This window comes from Pseudomonas fluorescens (genome assembly GCF_902498065.1).
In the GTDB taxonomy this organism is placed as follows: domain Bacteria; phylum Pseudomonadota; class Gammaproteobacteria; order Pseudomonadales; family Pseudomonadaceae; genus Aquipseudomonas; species Aquipseudomonas fluorescens_BJ.
This window is the reverse complement of record NZ_CABVIR010000001.1, coordinates 1,189,283-1,215,671: the sequence shown is the minus strand read 5'-3', so window position 1 is coordinate 1,215,671 and position 26,389 is coordinate 1,189,283. Positions and strand designations below refer to the sequence as shown.

At 58.2% G+C, this 26,389-nt stretch carries 16 protein-coding genes; 10 read left to right on the top strand and 6 right to left on the bottom strand.

The features are described from left to right. The first annotated feature begins 69 nt into the window (after positions 1 to 69). Positions 70 to 972, top strand: coding sequence for a LysR family transcriptional regulator (locus F8N43_RS05870; RefSeq protein ID WP_150653382.1), 903 nt, complete (start codon positions 70 to 72; stop codon positions 970 to 972). Between the two features lie 5 nt (positions 973 to 977). On the opposite strand, the gene F8N43_RS05865 is transcribed toward F8N43_RS05870, so the two are convergent. The 6 genes from F8N43_RS05865 to F8N43_RS05840 all read right to left on the bottom strand — a co-directional run bounded on the left by F8N43_RS05865 (position 978) and on the right by F8N43_RS05840 (position 6,716). Next, the gene (locus F8N43_RS05865) at positions 978 to 2,516 is read right to left on the bottom strand and encodes a cryptochrome/photolyase family protein (protein WP_150653381.1); all 1,539 of its coding nucleotides are present in this window, start codon (positions 2,514 to 2,516) and stop codon (positions 978 to 980) included. A 25-nt stretch (positions 2,517 to 2,541) separates the two neighbouring features. Further along, the gene (locus F8N43_RS05860; RefSeq protein ID WP_150636576.1) at positions 2,542 to 2,847 is read right to left on the bottom strand and encodes a DUF6482 family protein; all 306 of its coding nucleotides are present in this window, start codon (positions 2,845 to 2,847) and stop codon (positions 2,542 to 2,544) included. Positions 2,848 to 2,860: 13 nt separating this feature from the next. Next, positions 2,861 to 3,571, bottom strand: coding sequence for an SDR family NAD(P)-dependent oxidoreductase (locus F8N43_RS05855; RefSeq protein WP_150653380.1), 711 nt, complete (start codon positions 3,569 to 3,571; stop codon positions 2,861 to 2,863). Next, on the bottom strand, positions 3,568 to 4,110 hold the full coding sequence (locus F8N43_RS05850; RefSeq protein WP_150653379.1) for a DUF3833 domain-containing protein: 543 nt from the start codon (positions 4,108 to 4,110) through the stop codon (positions 3,568 to 3,570). Before F8N43_RS05850 ends, F8N43_RS05855 begins: the two co-directional genes overlap by 4 nt. A 137-nt stretch (positions 4,111 to 4,247) precedes the next feature. Beyond that, positions 4,248 to 4,721, bottom strand: a complete 474-nt coding sequence (locus F8N43_RS05845) for a thiol-disulfide oxidoreductase DCC family protein (protein WP_150653378.1) — start codon at positions 4,719 to 4,721, stop codon at positions 4,248 to 4,250. A gap of 171 nt (positions 4,722 to 4,892) precedes the next feature. After that, complete coding sequence (locus tag F8N43_RS05840; RefSeq protein WP_150653377.1) at positions 4,893 to 6,716, bottom strand: NAD(P)/FAD-dependent oxidoreductase; 1,824 nt, start codon at positions 6,714 to 6,716, stop codon at positions 4,893 to 4,895. A gap of 244 nt (positions 6,717 to 6,960) precedes the next feature. On the opposite strand from F8N43_RS05840, the gene F8N43_RS05835 reads away from it, so the two are divergent. From F8N43_RS05835 to F8N43_RS05790, 9 genes are all read left to right on the top strand, one after another. Then, positions 6,961 to 8,856 (top strand): sigma-54-dependent Fis family transcriptional regulator, encoded by a 1,896-nt coding sequence (locus F8N43_RS05835; protein ID WP_150653376.1) that lies wholly within the window; start codon positions 6,961 to 6,963, stop codon positions 8,854 to 8,856. Positions 8,857 to 9,211: 355 nt separating this feature from the next. Beyond that, positions 9,212 to 9,829 carry a dTMP kinase gene (locus tag F8N43_RS05830; RefSeq protein WP_150636582.1) on the top strand — a complete coding sequence of 206 codons (618 nt, stop codon included), beginning with the start codon at positions 9,212 to 9,214 and terminating at the stop codon, positions 9,827 to 9,829. Positions 9,830 to 10,543: 714 nt separating this feature from the next. Further along, on the top strand, positions 10,544 to 12,712 hold the full coding sequence (locus tag F8N43_RS05825) for a hypothetical protein (RefSeq protein ID WP_150653375.1): 2,169 nt from the start codon (positions 10,544 to 10,546) through the stop codon (positions 12,710 to 12,712). A gap of 704 nt (positions 12,713 to 13,416) precedes the next feature. Further along, positions 13,417 to 14,655, top strand: coding sequence for a DUF6361 family protein (locus F8N43_RS05815; RefSeq protein ID WP_150653374.1), 1,239 nt, complete (start codon positions 13,417 to 13,419; stop codon positions 14,653 to 14,655). Next, entirely contained in the window at positions 14,652 to 16,505 is a 1,854-nt protein-coding gene (locus F8N43_RS05810; protein ID WP_150653373.1) for a hypothetical protein, read from the top strand. Before F8N43_RS05815 ends, F8N43_RS05810 begins: the two co-directional genes overlap by 4 nt. After that, positions 16,502 to 19,585, top strand: coding sequence for a helicase-related protein (locus F8N43_RS05805; RefSeq protein WP_150653372.1), 3,084 nt, complete (start codon positions 16,502 to 16,504; stop codon positions 19,583 to 19,585). Before F8N43_RS05810 ends, F8N43_RS05805 begins: the two co-directional genes overlap by 4 nt. A 627-nt stretch (positions 19,586 to 20,212) precedes the next feature. After that, on the top strand, positions 20,213 to 22,423 hold the full coding sequence (locus F8N43_RS05800; RefSeq protein WP_150653371.1) for a putative bifunctional diguanylate cyclase/phosphodiesterase: 2,211 nt from the start codon (positions 20,213 to 20,215) through the stop codon (positions 22,421 to 22,423). Positions 22,424 to 22,586: 163 nt separating this feature from the next. Continuing rightward, on the top strand, positions 22,587 to 25,586 hold the full coding sequence (locus F8N43_RS05795; RefSeq protein ID WP_150636586.1) for a xanthine dehydrogenase family protein molybdopterin-binding subunit: 3,000 nt from the start codon (positions 22,587 to 22,589) through the stop codon (positions 25,584 to 25,586). After that, positions 25,583 to 26,389, top strand: a complete 807-nt coding sequence (locus tag F8N43_RS05790) for an FAD binding domain-containing protein (protein ID WP_060742345.1) — start codon at positions 25,583 to 25,585, stop codon at positions 26,387 to 26,389. The genes F8N43_RS05795 and F8N43_RS05790 overlap by 4 nt, the downstream gene beginning before the upstream one ends.

Here is a 26,389-nt window from a genome sequence, read left to right as displayed (position 1 = left end):
GTCTTCTGGCGATAAACGACCTAAAACTATAATCTGGGTAGCTATAAACTCTACAATTATCGAGCCCGCATGGTACCTATCGATTCGTTTCAAGGGGTCATCACGTTCGTCGTGGCGGCGCGCTCGAGCAGCTTTACCCAGGCCGCCGAGCGCCTCGGCGTGTCAAAATCCGCCGTAGGCAAAGCCATTGCGCGTCTGGAAGAGCGCTTGGGCACACAGCTATTTCATCGCACCACTCGCCGGATTTCCCTGACCGCGGATGGTGAGGCTTATTTCGTGGCGTGCTCTACGGCCCTTGAGGAAATGGGTGCTGCAGAAAGCGGATTGGGGCCCGGCGTTGGTGAGCCCTCCGGACGCCTGCGAGTAGACATTCCTGTGGCATTCGGGCGTCGGGTCGTGGCGCCATTGCTGTTTGAGATCGCCAACAAGTACCCGGCTTTGCAGCTGAGTCTGACGTTTTCCGACCACCTGGTTGATCCCATCGAGGAGGGTATCGATTTACTGGTCCGCTTCGGAGAACTTCAAGACACCAGCGGCCTGGTGGCGCGGCGCCTGACCCGACAACGCTGGGCTATTTGTGCCGCCCCCGACTACCTGACGCGTTTTGGTGTTCCGCAAACACTGGAAGATCTGAGCCATCACCGTTGCATCGTCGGGCACCGGCGCGGCCAGCCGTTGGCGTGGCGAGTCACGCAAGCAGGGGAGACCGTCCGTTACGCGCCACCCTCAGCCCATCAGATTGGCGATGGCGAAGCCATGATTCTCGCCGCAGTCGCCGGCACAGGCTTGTGCCAGATGCCACGCAGCCTGTTCCAGGACGATATCGAAGCGGGCAGGCTGGTGGAGGTTCTGCACGTGTATGAGCCGGAACCTGTCGATGTGCATGCGGTGTGGCCGAAGGTGTCGCATCTGCGGCCGAAGGTCAGGTATGTGGTCGATGAGCTGGTCAAGCTATGTGAGCATTGGCAGTGATGCCGTCACAACGACTCCCCGTTATCCAGTTTGGCGAGCAATTTCTGGCCCCGCTCCCAGAGCGCTTGCTGCTTGGGTTCAGTCATGCGGTCGAGATTTTTGTAAACCATGCTCATGCGCTGATTGCTGCGAAGCAGGTCGCCGTGACGCATCAGGAAATGCCAGTAAAGTGAATTGAAAGGGCAGGCGTCGTCTGTCGTGCTTTCACTGACGTTGTACGCGCAGTTTCGGCAGTAGTCAGACATGCGCTTTATATATTGGCCACTGGCACAGTAAGGCTTGGAGCCCAGGTAACCGCCGTCGGCGTGCATGACCATGCCCAGTGTGTTGGGGAGTTCGACCCAGTCGAAGGCGTCCATGTAGATCGCCAGGTACCAGTCGCAAATCTGGCTCGGCGCGATGCCGGACAGCAGCGCAAAGTTGCCGGTGACCATCAGCCGCTGGATATGGTGGGCATAGGCATGTTTCAAACTTTGGCCGATCGCCTGGCTCATGCAGTTCATGCGGGTGTCGCCCGTCCAATAGAACTCCGGAAGTGATCGGCTGTTGCCGAACAGATTACCGCCGGCGTAATCGGGCATTTTCAGCCAGTAAACGCCCCGTACGTATTCACGCCAGCCGATGAGTTGGCGGATAAACCCTTCGGCGGCATTGAGTGGAATCCGCTGCGCCCAATACGCAGCCTCCACGTCGTGGCACAACTGACGCAGATCCAGCAGGCCAATATTGAGCGCCGCACTGATACGCGCATGGAACAGAAAGGGTTCATCGCTGGCCATGGCATCCTGATAGTCGCCGAATCCTGTCAGGCCGTAATCCAGAAAATACGCCCACAGCGCCTGCGCGTCGGCATGGGTGACCGGATAGTTGAAGTCGTCGAGCGCGCCGTAGTGATGGTTGAAACGCGCCCTGACCAGCGCAAGCACCTCGCGGGTGATGGCGTCGTCGCTGAAGCGGACCGGGTAGGGCGCTTTCACCCCTTTGGGCAGAGCCTTGCGGTTCTCGGCATCGAAATTCCATGCGCCGCCCACCGGAGAGCCATCGCCATTGAGCAACAAACCGCTCTTGCGCCGCATCTCGCGGTAGAAGAACTCCATGCGCAACTGCTTTTTGCCTTCCGCCCAGGCGCTGAACGCTGCGCGACTACACAGAAAACGCGTGTCGACGTGCCAGTGGATGGGCAAGCCACAGTCCTTGAGCGACTGTTCCAGCCGCCAATCCCCGCACTCGGTGACGTGCACTTCATCTGCCTGCAACAGCGGTTGCCAGCGTCGCAACTCACTCGCCACTGAACCGCTGTTATGCGGATCATCCAGGGTGACGTACTCGACCTGTATACCCTGGTCTTGCAGCGCCTTGGCGAAATGGCGCATGGCACTGAAGATCAAGGCAATCTTCTGCGGATGGTGGGGCACATGGCTGGCTTCCTCCATGACCTCGACCAGCAGCACCGTATCGCACTCGGCATCGAGTTCCTGTAATGAAGCCAGGCCAAAGGACAACTGGTCGCCCAGCACGAGGCACAACCGACGGCGTTTGTTCATTCAGTTCAGCCCAGCGTCATCCGGTTCATAAAGGCGTGGTCAGCGAAAACGGAATTCGCAGATCCTCGACGGGCCCGGCATCCCGGCCGCACATCTCGTCGTGCACGCATTGCTGCACCAACACGCAGGGAAATGCCGGCACGGTGTGCATCAAGTCACGCAGGTGGGTGATTGACCGCAGGTGCATTGGCTTGGCCGCATCGTCGAGCAAGGTGAACTGGCCATGATCCAGACGGATCCGAGCCAGATAAAAACCACCTTCGAGTGACAGCAACTCCAGCTCGCGTATTTCGCTGTTGGCCGCGCGCTCGATCAGGGTTTGCAGGTTCATGCTTTCTCCTTGCCTACCAGGGTAGGCGTTCTCCATCGTAGGCAAAGAAATGGCCGCTATCGGCCGGCGTCAACTGGTCAATCAAGGTCAAAAGTTCAGCCGCGGCAACGTCTGCCGGACGTGCGCTAGAGGCCCCACGAAAAGGTTGCGACAACCCCGACACGACGGTACCTGGATGCAGACTCAGCAAGCGGCTCTGCGGACGAGTGCGGGTCAGTTCGATGGCGGCGGTCTTGATCAGCATGTTCAGCGCAGCCTTGGAGGCGCGATAGGCGTACCAGCCACCCAAACGGTTGTCGCCAATGCTGCCGACCTTCGCCGAAAGCAACGCCATCGCGCCTCGGGGATCAAGCAGCGGCAGAAAGTGCCGCAACACCAGCGCCGGTCCCAGCGTGTTCACTTGAAACACGGCTTGCAGCGCCTCCGGCTCAATCGCGCTGTAGCTTTTTTCTGGCTTGACCTGGCCGCGATGGAGCAGGCCGGCGGCGTGGACGATCAACTGATATGGCGCTTCTGCTGCCAACTCGGCGGCGGCGCTGGCGATCGTTTCAGGTTGTTCCAGATCCAGCCCGGGAACGGTAGTGCGCCCCAACTCGCGAACCCCGACACATCGCGGGTCCTGATGGAGCAGCTCGCAAAAAGCTGTACCGAGGGCGCCACTGGCGCCGATCACCAGAGCGCGATAACCGTCACCGAGGGAGGCCAGGGTGAACGCGCTGTTCATTGGGTTTCTCCTGTGCCCTGGCGACGGAAGAACAACGTCACCTGGCCGACCTCGACGCCCAGCTTGGACATGCTGGTGCGGTTGATCAACGTGTCCTCGTCCATCAGGTACATCCAGTCGTCCATGCTCATTTCGTAGGTTGAACCATCAACCGGCAAGTTCAGGCGATAACGCCAGCGCAAGGCACTGCCGGCGATTTCGCCCCGAGCGACACCCACCACATCATCCGCGCGCCCGCTCCAGCGCCCCTGGCCCTCTGGCGTCAGGGTCCAGACACGGCGTTGGCGGGTGCCGTCGCTGTACAGGAAGCGCTCATCGAGAATCAGGTTGTTGCCCTCACGATGGCTGACGATGTTGACCTCGAAGCGCTTGGCCACCTCACCGGAGCGCTTCTGAAACATCCCCCAGGCTTTGACCGGTTTGCTGAAAAAACGCTCCAGGTCTAATGCCGGTTGCTGATCCGCATAGTGGGTGACGTCCACGCTGCCACAGCTCGCAACGCTGAGTACCAGAGCCAGTAAAACCAAAAGTCGGGTCATTGCCTTTCTCCCTGAGTGCACAGGTGACGAGGGTGAGTTTTCGAAGTACACGCATCTACAGTAAATCGATCTTGTACGGGTCTATGGCGCCTGCCGAAAGTCAGAAGCCGGCTACTTGCATCACCTTCGCCGCCCGCTCAGTTGCAGGAATCGCGGCGTGGTTTCAAAGTGGCTGGCTTGTCTGCGGCGGGTTGTGATTCCGGCACCTCGCAACGGTCATCGACACACCGACGGCGGCCATCCGGATGAGGAAGCCACGCCAAGTGGGGGCGCAAGCGGCAGAAAAGGCGATAACCGACGGCCAGCAGCGGTCGGATGGCAGGCCATGTCAGTGGCGTGGCCCAAAACCCCAGGCCGGCGGCACGCCAACTCCATAGGGTGGCGTCCAGGCCGTTAACCCAGCGGCCATCAGCAAAACAGGCATGAAGCGACGCCTGCATTTGCTCGAACGTGAACCCAAGTGCATTTGCGTCAAAATCTGCGTTGTTAATGTCAACACACAGCAGTCGATTCTCTGCGGCGTGTCGGCGCAGGATGATGATTTCGCGCGCGCACAGCGGACATGTACCGTCAAAGTACAGCGTCAGTGGCCAAGGCTCTTTGTTGTACATTGATTATCGTCTTGTATAGGTTTTGTATAAGATAGACCCAAAAAAACGAACTGACAATCACGTCATTCCTTCAAGCAAGAAGGGGAATGGCACCCACCGCTCATCACGCTAAACAAGGGGCGCCGGGGACTTTGTGGAAAGGCGCCCAACCATGGCTGGGCGCCATTTGACTCAGCCAGTGTGGTGGCTCTCGGCAAGGCCGTAGACGGATGTGTCGATGCCTTCGAAGCGCGCCTTTAACTGCAGCGCCAGATACAGCGAATAATGCCGTGACTGATGCAGGTTGCCACCATGGAACCAGAGGTTTTCCTGCTGCGTTGGCTTCCACATGTTCCGCAGTTCGCCCTCGTACGGGCCAGGATCATTCGTGGTGCCAGAACCCAGGCCCCAGCAGCGGCCGACCTTGTCAGCGACTTCCTGGGAAATCAGCTTCGCCGCCCAACCATTCATTGAGCCATAGCCCGTGGCGTAGACGATGAGATCTGCCGGTAGTCGGCTGCCATCGTTGAGTACGACGGCGTCTGCTTCGATGCGTTCGACACCCAGGCCAGGCGCGCTCTTGAGCTTGATCGTTCCATTAGCGATCAGTTCGGAGGCGCCGACGTCGATGTAGTAACCAGAACCCCGGCGTACGTACTTCATGAAAAGACCAGACTCGTCGTCACCGAAATCGAGCATGAAACCGGCCTTGGCCAACCGCTCGTAGAAGTCCTTGTCACGCTCCTTGATCGCGTCAAAGATGGGTTGATGAAAACTTGGCATCACCTTGTAGGGGATCGAGGCGAACAGCATGTCAGCCTTGTCCGTGGTCAACCCCGTCTCCAGGGCGTCTTCCGAGTAGAGCCCGCCGAAGACGAGGTCCATTAAACTGTCGGAACGCACGATGTGGGTGCTGGAGCGTTGCACCATGGTCACCTCGGCGCCGTTCTCCACGAGGTCGGCGCAGATATCGTGAGCCGAATTGTTCGCCCCGATGACCACCGCGCGCTTGCCGCTCCAGGCGTCTCCGCCGGGGTGGCGACTGGAATGATGCTGCTGGCCATTGAAAACCTCGGCACCCGGATACTTGGGAACATTGGGTACGCCGGACATGCCGGTGGCGAGGATCAACTGGGCAGGCTGTAACGTCACACGCTCGCCATCGCGCTGAACTTCAACCTTCCAGGTGCCGCTTTGCTCGTCAAAACTGGCGCTCACGCATTCTGTACGCGGCCAATAATTGAGCTCCATGACTCGGGTGTACATTTCAAGCCAGTCGCCAATCTGGTCTTTTGGGGTGAAGACGGGCCAGTGATCGGGGAAGGGCAGGTAGGGCATATGGTCGTACCAGACCGGGTCGTGCAGGCACAGTGACTTGTAGCGACCGCGCCACTGATCACCAGGACGCTCGGCTTTGTCGACGATCAGCGTGGGCACGCCCATTCGCTTGAGCCGCGCCGCGAGCCCCAGCCCACCTTGGCCGCCGCCGACGATCAGGCAGTAAGGTTGGGTGGTGATGCCCAGCGAAGCTTCTTCATCGCGACGGCGTTCCAGCCAGTTGCGTTTGTCGGCATGGGCGTGACCATGATTGGCACCCATTGGCCGACGGCGGCCCCTGGGTTCTTCAAAGCCTTTGAGCTCGCGCATGGTCGTCAGCAGCGTCCAGCACAAGCCCTCTTTCAGACGCACGTAGCCTTTACCTCGCGCCGCCTCTGTTTCCAGGCTGATCCAGCCTTCGAGCACACCGTTGTTCAGCGTCGCCTCACCCTCAAGTTCCCATCGCTCTGGACGAGTCTGGTCGAGACGTGTTTCGAGCATGTCCCGGATAGCAGGCTTGCCTTCCAGGGTCACCAGGTTCCAGCTGAAAAGCAGCAGGTCACGCCAGTGACACTCTTCGGCAAACAATTCCAGTGTGCCGTCCAGATCACGTTGGGCGAGACGCTCGCCGAGGCTTTCGACCCACGCCGCGAGCTGAGCAGTTGGCGTTTGCAGAGGTGTTTCGATAGCGATGTTCATGGGCTTCTCCCGTTCTTGTTGTTTTTGTAACAACTTACCCTAGAGCAAGGCCCGGGCCATCTTCATGAAAGCCCCGTTGCAGAGCGGCTGACGCAGTACTGCTCAGGCCTTTGCCCGGATCTATGTCACGATTCTGGGAATGGCGGATGACAGAGTGTCACGCGGCGCATAGAGCGCTCTTCGCGGTCTTTTCATATAAGCTGCGAACAGCCCCGTGTCCTAACCGTAGCGGAGAACAAGAACAATGAAGCCGGCCTTTATCAACGCCCATGCACAGCAAGTGCTACAAGCCGTACAGGGCACCTCTGCCAGCCATGGCCATGCTACTGACCTGGCTATTACACGGTCCTGGCGTCGTTGCCTGGATCAGCATCAGCTCGATCCCGCCAGCCGCCGCGCGCCTAATGTCGTTGAGCACCCACGCTTACAGGATCACCGCGCACCCCTGGAACACATCATCTCCGTGGCGCACTGGCAGATGACCAGCTTGCACCAACAACTAGGGTGTGACGGCCACGTGGTGCTACTCACCGATGCCCGCGGTGTGGCGATTGACAGTGTGTTCAACGAATCCGAACGAGCCGAGTTCCAGCGTTCCGGACTGTGGCTCGGTTCGGTATGGAGCGAGGATTGTGAAGGTACCAACGGTGTCGGCACCTGCTTGGTCGAGCGACAGCATGTCACCATCCGCCGTGATGAACATTTCCGTGGCAAGCACGCCGGCTTAACGTGTTCGGCCAGCCCGATATTTGATGCGCGCGGAGAGTTGCTCGCCGTTCTTAACCTCTCTTCTGTGCGAGAGGAACAAAGTCTGCAGCAGCACTTCAAAGCCATGGCGTTGACCAACCTGACCGCCAATTTGATCGAGAGCTGTTATTTCCTGGGGCATGATCCGCAACGATACTTGCTGCGCTTTCACCCTGAGGCAGGCTTCGTTGGGCTGTTGGGTGAAGGTCTGCTCAGTTTCGACGAGAGTGGCCGTATCTGTTCAGTCAATCATGCTGCGCTGGATCTGTTGGGCCTAAGCCGAGACCAGGTGGTTGGGCAATCTCTGACGATGCTGCTGGAAACACCTATCGAGCAGGTGATGAGTCAGGCCAGCACTCAGCCGAGTGTCTGTTGGCCAATGCGGCTGGTGGACGGACGCCAGCTCTACGGACAGTTGCGAGAACCCTTACGCCAGCTGCCTTCAGTCACTCCTGCAAGCCCAAAAATCAACGACGTGCACGTGTGCCTGGAAGACCCGCGCCTGCAACGCGGCTTTGCTCGCGCATTACGAGTTTTGGAGCGTGACGTTCCGGTGTTTTTACAAGGCGAAACCGGTACCGGCAAAGAAGCTTTTGCGGCGGCCCTACACCGTGCCAGCTCCCGAGCGAATCAGCCGTTTGTGGCGATCAATTGCGCGGCCATTCCAGAAACGCTGATCGAGAGCGAGTTGTTCGGCTATCGCGGCGGCAGCTTCACTGGCGCACGCAAGGACGGGATGATCGGTAAGCTGGAGCAGGCCCATGGCGGCATTCTATTTCTCGACGAGATCGCCGATATGCCACTGGCGTTACAGACTCGCCTGTTGCGTGTGCTGGAGGAACGGCAGGTGGTGCCGCTAGGTGGCGCGACGGCACGTCCGCTCGACGTACGCCTTATCAGTGCCAGCCACCAGGATTTGCACGCCTGCGTGGCCGAAGGGTGCTTTCGCGAAGATCTGTTTTATCGCATGGCTGGATTCGCCGTGCAGCTCCCGCCGCTGCGGGAGCGTTCAGACAAGGGCCGTTTGCTCGACCTGTTGCTGCACGAGGAGGCAGCAGGCGTCAGAGTCCGGCTGGAGGTGGGCGTCAGAGAGCGCTTGCTGGCGCAACCCTGGCCGGGCAATGTTCGGCAGCTGCGTACGTGTCTGCGCACACTGGTAGCGTTGGCGCTGGAGGGGCATGTCACTCTGGAAGACTTGGCGGAGTTGCTGCCGGCAGCGCCAGCGACAGCCGCGCTGGCCGAAAATCCGCTTGGAGTATCCGAACGGCAGACGCTGCTGACGTTGATTGAGGCGGAACACTGGCATATCGCCCATGTTGCCGCCCGATTAGGAATTAGCCGCAATACGCTCTACCGCAAATTACGTCAGCACGGTATTTCACGACCCGGTTGAACACAGAATGAAATCGTCGCGTTTCCTGCCGCAGTGGATTTGGGCTGAGACAATAGAGGTCGAGCAGAAGAGGGCGCTAATGTGAGAAGCAACCATTATCGCCATAGTTTCTCCGCATTTGATTGGCCTCAGTTCAAGGCATGGAGGTGTCTACGAAACCCGGGACGATTCACGTTGAAGGCTGTTGATAAGCGGCTGTGACCCTGGATTTTGGGACTCGTTAGCCACAAACCAAGTTAGAGTGTCCATCAATGTCTGCTCCTAAAGGCCTTCCACTCGATTCGCGTAGTCGCGTCAAGCGGTTCCAGCGAAGGAACAGGGCAAAAATAACCGTATATCAATCGTTAGTTGAAGAATGAATCGTCCGCTGTTTGTTTCTCTAGATGGGCCCAAGGGCGCCGGCAAAACCACACTGTTGGAAGCCGTGACGAAAGCACTTAGGGCAGACAACAAAAAGGTGATCCGGCTTTGCGAGAAAAAAAGCGATCCCTATAGAGGCGAAACAATGACCCTCGTTAACGAGCTCGTTAGAAATCCCTCCCGGGATTTGGAGTTGAGGGTCTGTGAGCGCTTTGCCGATAGCCGTCACTGGATTTCCCGGCACGTGCTGACTAAACAGCCACTAGACAGCATTATCTTGATCGATCGCTGGTACCCGTCTGATGCCGCGTTTCGCCGGATAGTCCCGTTTGCAGAAATTCTACAGTTGAACATTGATCGAAACGTGCGAGTGCCAGACCTGCATGTCGGGGTTGTCACCGCCCCTGATATTTCATGGGCGAGGGCTGCGGCACGCGGGCGTGGCCTGGGCAGTACTGTGATCCATAAGCTGGAAGAACATGTCGCTTGTACAAAGGCGTTCGAGCAAGCAATTGCAGATCACGGCTGGGTTTTATGCCGTAACGAAGGAACGATCGAAGACGCAACGATGCAGGTGGTTTCTGAGATCTACAGAGTCCTTCAGTGCCCGTAGGCGAAGTTCGCTGCACCGGCCTTGATCAGAGGGTTCAAGCGTCGATTGCTGGAGATGTATGCCAAGAGGACAGGACCCATGTGCACCGATAGAGTAATACGTGATTTAACAAGTGGGCGATGTCAGATGTTCATAAGCTGTTCGTAAGCCTCCCGCTCATGGCTCAACACGCTAAAGATGAATGCATTTGTTCATCGACTAATGTTCATGATCGAGTCCTCCCGCTTGTCTAGACGGTCCGACTTTTGGCGGCTACTCAAGTGCTGAGGACGCTGCGGTAAACGGGTAGGGATTCCCAGCCTCATACCCTCATCAGAATGCGCAGACGGGATTTCAACCTGACTCTGAATCGGGAATTTTAGGACCCTATGACGGTACTGTTAGCGGATTTACCACCCTTCAGGAATCAATGAAACTGTGGGTCATGCTTCTGGCGGCTGGTTGGTAACGACCAGGGGAGACTAGAGGTGGAGCGGGGTGCTCGCAACGGAAAATGTCGGTAGGAGTATGTTTGGGAAATGGATTACAAGGAAGGGGGGAAGTCTGACTTTTGGCGAAGGAGTGATCATACACTAGACCAGTAATGTCACATTGACATGAGCATTTCTGTCTGGCCTACTCGGGCCAGAAGGTGGGCTATTAGTATAAAAGCGAGGTTATGTCGCAATTTCAATTAACTAGCCTGCCGATCTTGAGTAAGGCGATGAGGTTAACATGGACGTAGATCTGGTTAAAATTATAGCGAAGGAATTAGTGCGTCTCGCCAAAAAGAGGCGTTTAAAAATACTGCCTCCCGGTGTGGCTCCCAGCCCCGGATGGTTAAATGAAAGATCCTTTTTTCGTATGTCAGCGATACGTACAGAAGGAATGGTGCTGTGGCTGAACACCCTGCAAGAAGATTCAAGCCTAAGCGTGCAGGAACGAATTGAATATTTATTAAAAGGGAAGGATGACTTTAAGAAGCTATTAAGAGATCCGGACGTTTCGGATCTTCTAAAAAGAACATTTCATGTGGATGGAGCGATTAAGCTCAGCGAAGACGAAGTGGCAAGTTTAGCTTCGTTACCCTATGGGGTAGATTTATCCAACCAAGGGGTTCGAGAGAAAATTGAGCGTATTTTATCACTATGTGCTTACCCCCTAGGTCGTCATTATGTATTCAGGGGGCCGAGCTACTACTTCATGTTTGAAGGTGCACATGTAGACATGAAGGGGCCGCTGACATCGATAAATGATTACGAAGTCCGCGAGTTAAACTACGATCAATTCGCCCGGAATCTCTTGACGCACTATAATGAAGTCGGTGATGCGTTGCACTTCGCGACCCGGCATTTACAGCATGAAGTATTAACGAAATTTTCGTCAGTTAGAGATGCGCTATGCAGGGAGTTGTTGAGCAAGCTGTCGCAGAAAAAACTCAGCGCTATACGAAAAAAAGCCACCCACAGCAATCGCCTTCTCGGCCATCAAGATACTGATCAATTCTTCGGGCACCAATTGGATCAAATACTTGACTCTCTTGAAGAGTTTCGCGAGATGGTGGCCAGTTATCGCAAGACAGGTGGCGGCCTAGACCAGATAATAATATTTGTTGCGCATGGGAGTTCTACGCTGCGTCAGGCCAAATTAGTGCTGGGGGTGGACGTAGACTCCGTATTAAATAGGCATCTAAAATTAGTGCAGAGTAAGCCTTTTCGCAAACTTCTTCTCGGGCTGCTGGACTCAAAAATCAATGTCCTTGCCTTCCATCAAAATGCCTCGCAAATCCTCTATAATCGGGACTTCTTAAATCCTGAATCGCAAGGAAGCCTTGTTCTCAATAGAGATACAGTTAGGAACATGGAGAGTGTATGCCTTAAAGAGTTTCGTGAATTCAGCAATGCTCAGGAAAACGCTAGAAACAAGGAGGGAAACTTAAGTCTTTTGGCCGAATTGGAAGACACAGTCGCTCTATATATGGATGTATTGATAAACGACAATGATGCTAGCTACGTCAGGCTGGCAGGCTTGCTTTCGCCGGAGGTTTGGAGCCTAAGGAGCAGTCCTTATGGGGCGTGCCCCAAGATTCTATATGATTCAATTACCTTGATGGGGAAATTTTTTAACTTCCTCGATTTATATCACAAAACTTTTGAGCTTGAGCAGCAGAGAAAGCAAGCTAAGAGTCAAGCTCGCGAAAAATCATTTAGAAAGTCCAATATTCATGACGTTGCGCAAAAGAATGCGCGGGCGAAGCTTATACGACTTTATCGTGAAGAAAATGATCCTCTAACAATGGTGCTCACAGCCCAGCAGGCCATGAATGTCATTGTGCACAAGGGATTTGATCCAGAACGAGACGTATTGCATGCAATGAGCATTAACTACGGGGGGGCGTTGGTCGGAATGTATGCGAAGCACACATTTTCGCGAATGGTGCCTGGAGGGCAATTGTCAGTAAATACTGGGGCGCTCATATATTCAATTTATGACCTGAAAACAAAAGGCTCATTTTTTGATTTATCAGACTATCCATATTCTTCGATAGCCAATGATATGACGCTGGGGCATTTTGCGAGAAAGAAGCTGAAGTCAGAGAACTGGCTATTGGTCTTTGATGACAATACCAACAGTGGTGAGACGGTAGATAATGTACGGAGGCTAGCCTTGGATTCCGATCTTTTCGGACGTATTGATACGTTCACTTGTCGTGCCAATCCAAATATTGAGAAATATAAGGAATCTCTGACCCCTAAGCAACGGATCGATATTGTTGGTGTGGCCGGGCTGAGATTGAGGAAGGCCAAAGCCGCGGGTGCTAACGAACGCTACAAAGAGCTCATTGGTACGATAGTGGGCAATCGACTGTTCAAGATAGTTAATGCTCAAAAACCCCCCCAGTAACTCAGTGGGGAACTTTTTGAGCATTCTTTAATGTGCTTTTCAGCTATTGCCACGGCGGCAAAATGTAGAATCTTGTCGATTGGCACGTTGCCGTGGCTCGCGCGATAAGGGCTTCACATGATTTAACTTTTTGGCGATGTTAGATGTTCATAAATGCGCCATCCTTCAGTCAGTGCGTGGCTTTCGTCCAGTATAATAAACCAAATGCTCACAGTTATATGTTCACGAGGACGCCTCCGACTGTCCGTAATAAACTTCCTGTAATCACTGGCGCGTGTACCTGACGCTAACTGAGAAGTGACAGGGGTTGAGATCGGCGGGAAGGCCTGATATTCCGGCCTCCCAGATGCCAGCAACCCCTCTATCGAGAGTCGCAAATTGGTTAAGGTCGCTGGGCGCAGGTGTTCTTTAATGGCGTCTGGCGTCATTCGACCGCTACACATGCTCGGATGGGTTATGCAGGTCGATGAGCAGGGGATTTTCTCCAGCCCTACCTTCAGGACTCACAAAGGGCATCCAATTTGCTGGATGAAGTCGCCCAGTTCCAGGCTGCCGTTGTCGTATGTCGGGATCCGAGTGGAGACCAGAGATGCCGTTGAAGCCGGCGGTGTCAGGGAGAATGGAGTCGGCATCTATTGTCACAGACGCATTGGTGGCATTACGCTATTGATGCGAGAATCACTTGTTCCGCGGCGACGCTTTCGATGGAGCTGGATGCCTTGCAGCAATCAAATCAATCACCACGTTCGCGACAATCGCTCTCCATTGTGCCAGGTCTGGGGTGGACGTATCTGTCCCGTGAGGCGCTGGCACGGGCCAAGGCCCAGATGGACGCGGAGTCCACCGGGGTGCGTGACGAACTAGGTTTTCTGACCATTCACCAGCGCTACGCAGACCTGTTCTTCCCGGGCACGTCGGTTCTGCACGGGCGTGCCCGCTACGCACTGTTCGTGCCCTGGTTGTTCGAAGACCTGGCCGGTTTTGACGGCGCAACGGCCAAGCGTGAACTGCAGGCGCGTGAGTGTCAGCTTGCCGGTCGCCTCATCGAGTCGGGATCACAGCAGGTTATTGGAGGCACCGTCTTCCCCAGGGCAGCCAGCCAGCCTCCCTCGACGGTGTATTGGAATGCGCTGGCGACCTGGGGGATCCTGCGGTCACGAGGCAGCACTCCAACACGTGCCCAAGTGCACCAACTGCTGCGGAACAACCGTTCCCGGCTGGACGACGATGGACAACCATTGCTGGCGCTCGACCCGCCGTTCGTGCCTCTACCCGATCGGCCGCAGGGATGGCGGGGCGGTCCGATCGATTTGCAACTGACCCGCGCAGAGGCAGATTTTCTGCACGATCGACTGGCTCAATTGCTCAGCAGTAAGAATGGGGAGCTGTCACTGCTTGCGCGCCTGGTCAAAACCAGGGCACCTGCACCGGACGACATGTGGGCGGCCGAGACGCTCGCCGTAGCAGGTCACCAGGCACCAATGCTGCTCCGGGCGCGTCAGGCCGCCAGCCTGGCAGGCCTGGGGCGTGCGGTGTACGACGCACTGCTGGAGCACCTGGTACGCGGGCACGACAAGGGGGCTGCTATCGACGAACGCCACGAGCACCTGAAAAACATAATTCTTGAACACATGGAGCCGGCTGCGCGGCTCGATGTGGATGCGCTCGAGGAGCACGTCGGTAGCTTGCCGCGGCCACTTCGCGAGCTGGTGATTGCCACACGCGCCTGGGCCGCGGCTGGATCTACCAACCCACTTCCGCTGTTGGAGATCTACACCCAGGCTGAGGCACGGAAAGGCGCCCGCGCCCGCCTGGCCATGACCCGCGACGGACGGGCTCGGCGGGAAGAGTGGGCGCGCGACAACCATAGCAAGGCCCAACCGCTGCATTTCAGATGGCATAACGTCAGCATGTTGCTCAACGATCTGGCGAACGCCTCATGAGTGCAGTCGTCAATTGGCCCGCACTGTCATTCCTTGAACACCTGCGCCCCGGCCCCAACGAGAACGTCGAGCTGGCCTTGCTCTCTTTCTACTCCGCGGATCTGGGCTCGATCGGCGCGGCCCTGCTGGCGCTGGCCGGCAAGGACTCCGATGCGGGGCGCGGCAGCCCCACCGACTTTGCTGAGGCCGTGGAACTACTGCGGGGTAAAGTGCGTGTCGTCATCCAGCGCGGACGTCTGGCGAGGATGCAACGTACACCACGTATGGCGGCTGTGCTGGATCAGTTCGTGCGCGAAGTCGATTTCGATGAGGCCAGCCATAGCTGGCACGCCAAGGCTGCACTGGTGCGCTTGCGACGCGAGGACGGCAGCCAGAGCTGGCGCTTGTGGGTCGGAAGCCGCAACCTCACGGAGTGCATGAATCGCGACCTCGGGTTGCTGCTGGTGTCGGCCGCCAAGGGCACACAAATCCCCGGCGTCGAAAAGCTTGCCCACGCCCTGGCCAAGCAGGCCGGGCTGAAGGGCATCGGTGCACGCGCGCTGGCCGCATCGGTTGCCGATGTCACCTGGCAGGCACCGTCAGGGGTAACAGTCGAATGCCTTCTCTGGTCGGACGGAAACGGGACGCTGGCCTTGCCCACCCCGCGAGACGACACCGAAGCAGTGGTGGTGGTCAGCCCTTTCATCGACCACGCTTTCCTCTCGGCCCTGGCATTGCCAATGGACAAGCCGCGTCGCCGGGTCCTGCTTAGCACGCTGCGCGAGATCGAACGCGCGGGACCTTCACTGCCCGCTTTTTATGAGCTGCTGGCTTTGGATGCGCCGGATTATCCGCTGGCCGATGCGCCGTCCGAGGAGCAAAGCGCATCGGAGCAGGTCAACGACGGCGAGCGCCCAGCGGAGGAGGAGGCCGTCGGCAACGGGCTGCATGCCAAGCTGCTGTTTATGCGCAGCGGTCAGCAACGCTGGCTCTGGCTCGGTAGCGCCAATGCCACGATGCGCGCCTGGTCTGGTCGGAATGTTGAGGTCATGGCGCGGTTGCGTATCGACAAACAGGTAGAGCAGGGCTTACTAGCACTGCTGGGGAGTGCGCGGCCGGTCGAGCACCCCAAGGTCGAGTATGAGCCTGATACGGCTGCCATCGAGCAGGAATTGCTGGAGCGGGCACGGGCCCAGGTGGCTGCCCGATGGGCGGTGCGTCAGTCGATCATGCACCAGCAGCTGTGGCTTGAGCAGCAAGAGGGCGACATGTGGTCAGGCCCGCATCCGGACCACCCGGACATTGTCCTGGAGGTTGGTACTCTGTGCGGCGCTCTGCAGCGCTGGCCGGCGAACCACCGCAGGATCGAAATCGAGCCTCCCCCGGCGGCGGAGCGCAGCGATTTCGTCCTCTTGCGGGTGAGCTATGGCGACCGCGGCCTATGCTGGCTGCAACGCGCGCCCACTGATCCGGAACTTGGGGAGGAGCGAGATCGTGCAGCGTTCGTGCATTTTCTAGGCGCCCACGGTTTCCTGCGTTGGGTGTCGGCAATGCTGGCCGAGGAGGGGGGCCACACGGATGCGGACTGGCGCAGCCCCGGATCCGGGAAAGGAGACGATCAGCAGGGTTCAACGGCGTCGTGGGAGGCGTGGATGCCGACGATGGAGGACATACTCGCGGCGTGGTCACCCGACAGCACAGTATTTCCGGCGATAGAGCAACGCGTATCGCGCTACATGCCCGCCCTTCTCGAACGCGCAAGGCACGACGAAGCGTGGGATACGCTGGTTCTGTTGCAGCGCTTCGAGGCACTGTGGGGTCAGGTGTACGAAGGGCTTGGCGTTGGCTCTTCAAGGAAAAAACCTCGATGAGTACCCCCAAACCGTTCCAGAAAGCCACTGTCGATGCGGCATTTGCGACCTTGAGCAACCTTCTCGGCAAACGCCGATTTCTTGTGGCCGATGAAGTCGGGCTTGGCAAGACTGTCGTGGCCAGTGAAGTAGCTCGGCGCATGTTCGAAGGCCGCAAGCGCGCGATGACCATCTATTACATCGCCAACGGCCATTCGGTGTCCTATCAGAATAAGAGCCGCATTGCCGGTTTCCTGAAAGACCCTGAGTTCAAGTGCGCGACTAATACGCCCGACCGGCTTTCACTCATCGCCCAGCAACCCCGCCAGAACACCCCGCTTTTGATCTATGCACTCACGCCACTGACGTCTTTTCCCGGTGGCAGGGCGCGGCTAACGGGAGGGCGCAAAGAGGAACGCGCCTTTCTCTGGATATTGTTGCAGAAGGCCTATCCGGCGTTCGCCGCTGGTCTGGGCGCCCATCGCTTGCAGCTCAATGCTCATAGTTCGTGGGAGTTCGCCCTGGAGACTGCCAGAGCCCGGCTCGCAGACTCCCCGCCTGGGCTCTGCAACCGGTTCCGTCAGGCCTTAGCGCAGGAGTTTGGCCTGTCGGTGCGCGAGGAGCTGGAGCTGGCATCACATGGCTGTACACAGCGCAATATCCAGCCGCTTCCAGCAACGGTTTTAGTGGGACGTTTACGACGTGCACTGGTCCTGGCCGTTTTGCAGCATCAGCCGCCGGATCTGATTGTTTTCGATGAATTCCAGCGCTATCGAAGCCTGCTGGATGGCGCTGATGCTAATTCGCTGATGGGCACGTTGCTGGAGCCCGAAGACAGCCCGCCACCTGCAGTCCTGCTGCTTAGCGCAACGCCATACCCGCACCTCACCACCCGTTGGGACGAGACCCAAGGCGTGCTTGCGCATGCAGAAATGTTCAAGCTGATCGGTTTTCTCGCCGGCGATGATGTACGTGAGTCCGCCAAAAAGCTGTTTTCCCGGTTTGGTGATTGCCTGCGGGAAATTGCCGCGGACGCGGACAACTCGCTGGAGCAACTGCAAGACCGGCTCGCCAAAGGTCGCCAGATCGGGGACGAGCTGCGCAAGCTGTTAACACCGTTCATGTCACGCACTGAACGGGACAGCGTGGGAGGCGCCGAGTCACCGGGCATCACTCAGCGCTTGGCCGCACAGCCCAGGGTCGAGGACTTCAAGGTGTTTCGACATCTCAAGGAAGGCTTCAGTGCAAGAACGCGCCACGAGGCGCTTGCCTACTGGGCGTCGGTGCCACTGCCGGCGCAATCGCTGGGCCCACATTACGTGGCTTGGAGGTCGGCGAATTTCCTCGCCACCAGAGGCCTGCCGCAAATGACTCTCGAACGACGTGTTAAGCGCCCCAAGGAAAATGCCTCCTGGCCCGACGCCAAACTGCGTGCACTGGAAAAGCTCGTTCCACCTGAGCAACTAGCACTGCCCTGGGTGGCCCCATCGTTAGCCTGGTGGCCCCTGGGCGGCCAATGGAAAACTGAGAACAACAGCCCTAAGCTGCTGATGTTCAGTCGTTTCAGGGCGACACCACCAAGCGTAACGGCACTGCTCAGTTTCGGTGTCGAGGAGCATTGCCTTCCCCGAGGCCAGGCCTACGACAAGGTCTATCGTAAACGTTGCTTCAAACTTACAGCTGTCCCTGGGCCGACTATGGCCGCCTTCCATCCGTCAGAGTGGTTGATCCGCCATACCGACCCGCTCGCCAAACCTGGTGCCAGTCTGCGCGTGATCCGCCAGGATATTCGTCGACAAATTCTGGCAGCTCTTCCTGAGAGCACCCTTGACCGGACTACGGCCAAGGTCCGGCGCCGCCACCGCTCGATTGCCACCACACTGGCCGCACTGGAGAACAGTTTCGGGCTAGCCGATCAGTCTGTAAGGGCATGGCGGACGGTCATTGGCGAGGACAAGGGGGCGCAAAGCGCCATTGATAAATGGGCACGCACGCCGCCGCTCACCCGGTTATCGTCGCTTGAGCTCGACGACCTGGTGGAGTACGCGATCGCTGCGCCAGGCGTGGTGCTGGGTCGCTCGCTGTTCCGGCATGACTGGACAATTCTCGACGCCGGGCGCTTTACCGAACTGCTCCAGCTGAGTTGGCAGGGGTTGCGTGCCTACTTGGACAACCCGGTGTTTCTACCGGTGAAAAGAAACAAAAGTGCGTTGGCACAGGTCATGACGGCCGTCCTCGACGGCGGTCTGGAAAGCGTACTCGACGAGCATTTCTGGCTGCGTTCGCAGAATCTGCCCAATGGCAAAGCAGGGCTGGCGCAAGACTTGCTGGCATCTCTGCGCCTTCGCGCCGGCTCTTTCGGTTTCCATCCCCTAGGTGGAAAGACCGGCAAGATCAAAGTGCGTTGCCATGTCGCCGTGCCGTTCGGCAACGCTGAGGCCGAGCCCACGGCGGGTAGCGATGGCACTACGGCGCAGGCAGCGCGCCCCGACGAGGTACGCCAGAGTTTTAACACACCGTTCTGGCCACACGTATTGGCCACGACGTCGGTGGGGCAGGAGGGCCTGGATTTCCACCCCTGGTGTGCCCGAGTACTGCACTGGGATCTGCCCTCCAACCCGCTTGACCTGGAGCAGCGCGAGGGCCGGATCCAGCGCTACGCGGGGCTGACAGTCAGGCGCCAACTGTGCAGGCTGCTAAGGGACGAAGTGATCAACATTGCGGGCCCGCTGCGGGAGTCGCCCTGGCAGCAGGTGGCGCAACGCGCCGAGCGCTTCGCCGATGCGAGCGGCCTGCGCCCTTGGTGGGTACTGGATGACGCCGCGATTCAACGCTATATCTTCGAGCGACCATTCGGACGGGACAGCGCGCGGTTTGAACGGCTCAAGGAGCAGCGGCTGATCTATCGGCTGGCATTGGGCCAACCTAACCAAGAAGACTTCATCGATATCCTAGCCAGAGGTGGCGAAAAAGCCCGCGACGTGTTGCAGCCGCTGGTACTGGATTTGTCTGCGATGGGGTTACGGGAGCGGCGAGATGCCGAAACGCCTAGCAATGTAGCGCCTGGGCGCGAGCGGCTGGCGGTAGATCAGACCGTATAGACACATACGCATTTAGACACTAGGTCAATCTGGCCTAATTCGATTTAAGATTGCGCGAGCTGCGGAGTTCAAAAAAACCAAGCAACGGCTCCGCGTTGCCAGCGTGCACGAGCAGCGGAACACGCTGACCTGAAGAGAAACGGCACTGAATCAGTTTCATCGGCAGCCACCTCATTCAATGACTCGCCATGAACACGAAGGACATGGCCCGTTGAGAGAATGGATGCCAGAAGCAGATATGTCGAATCAGTGCCTTACGAGACTCATGAACATTTTTAACATAGCACCTCGTTTAACAAGTGGGCCATGTCATATGTTCATAGGCAGGCCGTTACTATGTTCTGCGGCACGTCCGAAGGCTAATGGCATGGAAATGTTCATGGGTCCAAGTTCATGGAAACCGGGCTGCAGCTTCCGAACTGTCCGGCCCAGCAGAACGGAGCACCCCGACCATTCCAGCCAAACGGCGGCAATCTGATACCGTTTTTTATGTTGGATCTGAGCCTTTTTTTTGCGGGTCGGTGCTCTATAGAGTGCGCGTCCGACGCACTAGTGGACAGTGATCGGCCGCCCACTGTTTCAGGCTCTCTGAAGACCGGACGACCTCGAGAGTCTTCAGGAACCACCATGAATACTCGTCCGAGCTTTCACAGCAAGACCTTCCCCGAGTCGCAACGTGACATTCTCGGCATGATCGCGACCGACCATCATCTGGGCGACATACTCTGCGCCATCTGTCAGATGCACGACGCACAGACCCCCGAAACCTTCTGCTCTATCCTGCTCACTGATGCCGAGGGCAAACACTTGCTAAGCGGCGCGGCGCCCGGGCTGCCGGCCGAGTACAGCGAGGCGATTCATGGAATGGCCATTGGTCCACAGGAAGGAACCTGCGGCACCGCAGCATTCCGGCGCGAGCTTGTGGTCACCGAAGACATCGCCCAGGACCCAAACTGGGAGCGTTTCCGCAGCCTGGCGCTGGGGCATAACCTGCGTTCCTGCTGGTCGGTGCCGTTGCTCTCCCATCAAGGAAACGTGTTGGGTACATTTGCCCTGTACCAGAACCGCGCCCATGCGCCGGACGAGGCGCAGATTCAACGATTGGCCTTTGCAGCCCAACTGGCAGTCATTGCGATCCGCCGCGAACGTGACGGCCAACGTCTGGAGGAAAGCGAACAACGTTTTCGATCATTGTTCACCTACAACCCCAACCCGGTGTTCGCCCTCGATCTGGCCGGCAACATCCAGAGTGTGAATCCGGCAGGCCTGAAGCTGAAACCGCACACCGCAACCGATTTCCTCGGTCATCACTTTTCCCGCCTGTTGCTCGAAGAAGACCTGGAACGGGTCAGTCAGCATTTTTCCGCAGCCCGCGCTGGAGAGCCTCAACGCTTCGAGGCACGGCTTCTCGACGAGAGTGATAAATTGCTGACCATGGACATTTCCAACCTGCCGATCATGGTCAACGGAGAGATCGTCGGGGTATTTGGCATAGCCCGAGACATCAGCGAGCAGAAGCATTTCGAGCGCCAATTGAGCTTCAATGCCAGCCATGACCGGCTGACCGGTTTGCTTAACCGTGTTTCGCTTGAAGACCGGCTTGTTCTGGATTGTCACATCAGTCGTCGGCGTAAGCGTCGTCTGGCGGTGATGTGCATTGACCTGGATGGATTCAAATCCATCAACGATTCGATCGGGCATTACTTCGGCGATCAGGTGCTGATTGAGGTGGCGCAGCGTATGACCCGGCAGGTTCGTCCCGGTGACACCATCGTGCGCATGGGCGGTGACGAATTTATCGTGCTGCTGCCGGACCTGCTTCGTGATGAGGACGTTGTACCGGTGGTCGAGCGCTTGATGGCCAGCATTGCCAGACCCTACTGCATCCAGGGCATTGACCTGCACGTGAGTGCAAGTATCGGCATCACCCTGAGCGATGGTCACATCGAGCAGCCGATGCAGTTGATCCAGCAGGCTGACATGGCCATGTACAAAGCCAAGCAGCAAGGGCGCAACAACTTTCAGTGGTACACCAGCGATCTCAATCAGCGCGTTTGCGAGCACGCGAGCCTGCGCAATGACCTGCAAAAGGCTATCGAAACTCAATCGTTCAAGCTGCATTATCAACCGCAGATAGAGGCGCGCACGGGGCGGGTGGTCGGGATCGAAGCGTTGCTGCGCTGGGAGCATCCTGAAAAAGGATTTATCTCACCCGCTGTGTTTGTGCCGGTGGCAGAGGACAGTGGTCAGATCATCCCGCTGAGCCTTTGGGTACTCGATACGGCCTGCGCGCAGCTGCGCCAGCTCGGCGAGCAGGGCATCACCGGCATCTCGATGGCGGTGAATATTTCGCCGATGCATTTTCAGCGTGGCCATTTCGTCCAGTATGTCCAAGCCACCCTGGAGAAACACGGACTCTATGGTGAGCAACTGGAGTTGGAGATCACCGAATCGCTTCTGTTGCATAACGCTGAACAGGCGATCGACACGTTGCACCGGCTCAAGGCATTGGGGGTGCGCATTGCGCTCGATGATTTCGGCACCGGTTTTTCCAGCCTCAGCTACCTCAAGCGTTTGCCCATCGACAAGATCAAGATTGACCGCTCGTTCATCCAGGAAATCGCCACCGACCATCACGATGCTGCGATCACCCAAGGCATAATTTCCATGGCCCATCACCTCAGCCTGACGGTGGTCGCCGAAGGTGTGGAAACGGCGTCTCAGGTGGATTTCCTGAAGGGCAGTCGCTGCGATGTTTTTCAGGGGTATTACTTTGCCAAACCAATGCCCTATGCAGACATCGAAGCTTTCCTGAGCCATCCCGCGTCCCATCCCTGACCGCCAATTCTGTCTGGACCCAGACCTGAAAATCAGACGCTAAGGCAAATTTTCAGACCCCAGCGCAGAACTCCCTCTCCCCAGGCAAGGCGCTCCCTGCGCCTTTCTCACACACTCGGCTCTAACGCTATCGCGCTGCACAACAACAAGAGCCGCGAAAAAAATGACTAGTTTCCAGCCTGCTACCGAAAGCCAGACCGGCCACATCGGCGCCCGTCAGACCCGTGTCGAGGACGCCGCATTGTTGCGCGGCCTCGGCTGTTATGCCGATGACGCTGCGATCCCTCCGGGAACGCTACACGCGGCGATCATCCGTTCACCCCACGCTCATGCGCGGATCACCTCGGTGGACTTTTCCAGTGCGCTGCTGATGAAAGGCGTGCACGGCGTGCTGGTCGGCGAAGACGTCAAACGCTGGGCGCTGCCGTTTCCGGTGGGTGTGCGTCAGCCGATGGAGCACTGGTGCGTCGCCGTCGACAAGGTGCGTTACGTCGGAGAGCCGGTGGCCGTGGTGATCGCTGAGAGCCGCTATCTGGCCGAAGACGCCATCGAAGGGGTGCGCGTTGAATACGAGCCGCTGCTCCCGATCATTGATCCGGAACTGGCCACCGCCGAACAGGCACCGATCCTGCACGAAGCAGTCGGCAGCAACGTGGTCAACGAACGGCGCTTTCGTTATGGCGAGCCGGAGCAGGCGTTCGAGCAGGCGCCGCACAAGGTCTCGCTCAAAGTGAAGTTTCCGCGCAGTTCCTGCACACCCATCGAATGCTATGTGGTGTTGGCTCAGTACGAACGCGCCACCGGCATTTATGACGTGCTGGCCAATTTCCAGGGCCCCTATGCGTTGCACACGGTCATGGCCCGGGCACTGAATGTGCCCGGCAACCGCTTGCGTTTGCGTACACCGAAAGATTCCGGTGGCAGCTTTGGCATCAAGCAAGGGGTTTTCCCTTACGTGGTGATGATGGGCTTGGCGTCACGCAAGGTCGGTGCACCGGTGAAGTGGGTCGAGGACCGTCTGGAACATCTTCAGGGGGCTTCTTCGGCGACCAATCGGGTGACCGAAATTGAAGCGGCGGTAGAAGCAGACGGGCGTATCACCGCTTTGCGTTATGACCAGATCGACGATTGTGGTGCCTACCTGAGAGCGCCTGAACCGGCGACTTTCTACCGCATGCACGGCAACCTGACGGGGGCCTACGCGATCCGTAATTTGCAAGTGCGCAACCGAGTGGTGCTGACCAACAAAACCCCTTCCGGCCTGAACCGTGGTTTTGGTGGCCCACAGGTGTATTTCGCCCTGGAGCGTCTGCTGCAACACATCGCCGTGCAGTTGAAGCTTGATCCGTTGGACGTGATCCGCCGCAACCTGGTGCCGGCCGATGCCTTCCCTTATCGCGCGGCCGCCGGTGCGTTGCTCGATTCCGGCAATTACCAGGCAGGCATTGCCTTGGCGGCGGCTGACGGTGGACTCGACGAGTTGCTCGAACGTCGTGATCAGGCGCGTGCCGAAGGCCGGATCTACGGCATCGGTTATGCCGCCGTCATCGAGCCTTCGATTTCCAACATGGGATACATCACCACCGCGATGACACCCGAAGAGCGGCGCAAGGCCGGTCCGAAAAACGGCGCTGTCGCCACCGCCACCATCAACGTCGGCCCATTGGGTGACGTCAGTGTGCACGTGTCCTCGGCACCGCAAGGGCAGGGCCATCAAACCACCGTCGCTCAGGTCGTCGCTGAAGTGCTTGGGGTTGCGCTGGAATCCATCGTGGTCAACGTCGAACTGGATACCCAGAAGGACGCTTGGTCGATTGCCTCGGGCAACTATTCCAGCCGCTTCGCCGGCGCTGTGGCCGGTGCCGTCTACAAGGCGGCGCTGAAGATCCGCGATCGCCTCGCCGCGATTGCCGCCGAGCAATTGCAGGCCAGCCCCGAAGATATTCGTTTCGCCGGCGGCAAGATTTTTGTGGTCAATGGCGGAGCGGTCGCGCCATTCCATCGGATTGCCGGTGCGACCCACTGGTCGCCGGGCCTGCTGCCGGAAGGTGAAAGTGGCGGACTGCGCGAAACCGCGTTCTGGAGCCCGCCGCAATTGGTGGCCCCGGACGACCAGGATCAGGTCAACAGCTCGCTGTGCTACGGCTTTGTCTTCGACATCTGTGGTCTGGAAATCGACCGCATGACCGGCGAGATCCACATCGATCGCTACGTCACCTGCCATGACGCCGGCCGCCTGCTCAACCCGGCGCTGGTCGATGGCCAGATTCGTGGTGGCTTCACCCAAGGCCTCGGCGCGGCGCTGATGGAAGAGTTCGCCTATGGCGAGGACGGCAGTTTCCTCTCAGGGACCTTCGCCGATTATCTGGTGCCGACCGCACCGGAAGTGATCGAACCGGTGATCCTGCACATGGAAACGCCATCGCCATTCACCCCGCTGGGTGCCAAGGGTGTGGGCGAGGGCAACAATATGAGCACGCCGGTGTGCATTGCCAACGCGGTGGCCGACGCCCTCGGTCGCTCGGACATCCGTCTGCCGCTGACGCCATCGAAAGTACGCACGCTAATCGGGATTGACGAGCCGGCACGGCCCGCAGGTATGGAGCCCGATGAAGACCTGGACGCAGCACCTGCCGGTGGACCGGCACTGCGGGCCAACGACTCGGTGGTGATTCCTGCTTCGCCGCAACAGGTCTTCGATACCTTGCTCGACCCGCAGACGCTGGCGGCGATTATTCCCGGTTGTCACGACCTCGTGCTTGAAGGCGAAAACCGTTACCGCGCAGACGTCACCGTCGGCGTCGGCATGATCCGTGCGCGCTTCGAGGCCAAGGTCGCCCTGAGTGATCTGGACCCACCGCATTCATTGCGTCTGTCCGGTTCCGGCAGCAGCTCGATGGGCTCGGCTCAAGGTCAGGCCAAGGTGCGTTTCGTCGAACTGGAAAATGGCCACACACGTCTGGAATACCAATACCAGGTGGCGGTCAGCGGCAAAGTCGCCGCGGTCGGCGGCCGAATGTTGCAAGGGGCCTCGAAAGTGATCATCGGACAAATCTTTACTCGCTTGTCGCAACGGGTCAGCGGCCAAGCCATCTCCACCGGCTGGTGGGCGCGACTGCGGGCCTCGCTTGGCGCGCTGTTTGGCAAGGGAGGTGCGCAATGAAACCGGCTGCTTTCGATTACGTTCGGGCTGACACCCGTCGTCAGGTGGTGGAGTTGCTCGCCGAGTACGGCCAGGAAGCTCGCATCATCGCCGGTGGCCAATCGCTGATGGCGGTGCTGAACATGCGCCTGGCTCAACCCAAGTTACTGATCGATATCAATCATGTGGCTGAACTGGCCTATATCGAACTGCGCAAGGATTGCCTGGCGGTAGGTGCCGGGGTACGACAGGCGCAGTTGCTGGCGCGTTCGACCCTGATGGACGAGGTGCCTTTATTGGCACTGGCGATGCCCTGGATCGGTCACTTCCAGACGCGTAATCGCGGCACGGTCTGCGGTTCGGTGGCTCACGCCGACCCCAGCGCCGAGTTGCCGCTGTGCCTGGTGACGCTGGGCGGCGAGATCGTTCTCGAGTCGAAAAAAGGCAAGCGCATCGTCAAGGCTGCCGACTTCTTCCAAGGCATTCTCACCACCGACAAGCGTGCAGACGAACTGGTCGTCGAGGTGCGTTTTCCGCTCAAACGTGAAGGCATCACCTATCGCTTCCGCGAAATCGCCATGCGCCACGGCGACTTTGCAATTGTCTCCCTGGCCGCGGCCATCGGCGCGGACCAGGTCGAACTTGGCATCGGCGGGGTCGCTGACCGTCCGCAACGTCGCAGTCTGCCTCGTGGTGCGGGGCTGCCGGACGCGCTCAATCAAACCGCCTGGTCGCTCGACGCACAAGACGATGTGCAGGCCAGCGCTGCCTATCGCCGCCAACTGATTCGCGAGCTGGGTCATCAGCTGATCGAAGGAGTCTGA

Excerpts from the sequence above, each read along its gene's own strand:
- F8N43_RS05855 (WP_150653380.1), bottom strand. The coding sequence starts at position 3,571 with ATGAACAGCGCGTTCACCCTGGCCTCCCTCGGTGACGGTTATCGCGCT.
- F8N43_RS05830 (WP_150636582.1), top strand. The coding sequence starts at position 9,212 with ATGAATCGTCCGCTGTTTGTTTCTCTAGATGGGCCCAAGGGCGCCGGC.
- F8N43_RS05805 (WP_150653372.1), top strand. The coding sequence starts at position 16,502 with ATGAGTACCCCCAAACCGTTCCAGAAAGCCACTGTCGATGCGGCATTT.
- F8N43_RS05840 (WP_150653377.1), bottom strand. The coding sequence starts at position 6,716 with ATGAACATCGCTATCGAAACACCTCTGCAAACGCCAACTGCTCAGCTC.
- F8N43_RS05865 (WP_150653381.1), bottom strand. The coding sequence starts at position 2,516 with ATGAACAAACGCCGTCGGTTGTGCCTCGTGCTGGGCGACCAGTTGTCC.
- F8N43_RS05860 (WP_150636576.1), bottom strand. The coding sequence starts at position 2,847 with ATGAACCTGCAAACCCTGATCGAGCGCGCGGCCAACAGCGAAATACGC.
- F8N43_RS05795 (WP_150636586.1), top strand. The coding sequence starts at position 22,587 with ATGACTAGTTTCCAGCCTGCTACCGAAAGCCAGACCGGCCACATCGGC.
- F8N43_RS05825 (WP_150653375.1), top strand. The coding sequence starts at position 10,544 with ATGGACGTAGATCTGGTTAAAATTATAGCGAAGGAATTAGTGCGTCTC.
- F8N43_RS05835 (WP_150653376.1), top strand. The coding sequence starts at position 6,961 with ATGAAGCCGGCCTTTATCAACGCCCATGCACAGCAAGTGCTACAAGCC.
- F8N43_RS05850 (WP_150653379.1), bottom strand. The coding sequence starts at position 4,110 with ATGACCCGACTTTTGGTTTTACTGGCTCTGGTACTCAGCGTTGCGAGC.
- F8N43_RS05800 (WP_150653371.1), top strand. The coding sequence starts at position 20,213 with ATGAATACTCGTCCGAGCTTTCACAGCAAGACCTTCCCCGAGTCGCAA.
- F8N43_RS05815 (WP_150653374.1), top strand. The coding sequence starts at position 13,417 with ATGGAGCTGGATGCCTTGCAGCAATCAAATCAATCACCACGTTCGCGA.
- F8N43_RS05810 (WP_150653373.1), top strand. The coding sequence starts at position 14,652 with ATGAGTGCAGTCGTCAATTGGCCCGCACTGTCATTCCTTGAACACCTG.
- F8N43_RS05870 (WP_150653382.1), top strand. The coding sequence starts at position 70 with ATGGTACCTATCGATTCGTTTCAAGGGGTCATCACGTTCGTCGTGGCG.
- F8N43_RS05845 (WP_150653378.1), bottom strand. The coding sequence starts at position 4,721 with ATGTACAACAAAGAGCCTTGGCCACTGACGCTGTACTTTGACGGTACA.
- F8N43_RS05790 (WP_060742345.1), top strand. The coding sequence starts at position 25,583 with ATGAAACCGGCTGCTTTCGATTACGTTCGGGCTGACACCCGTCGTCAG.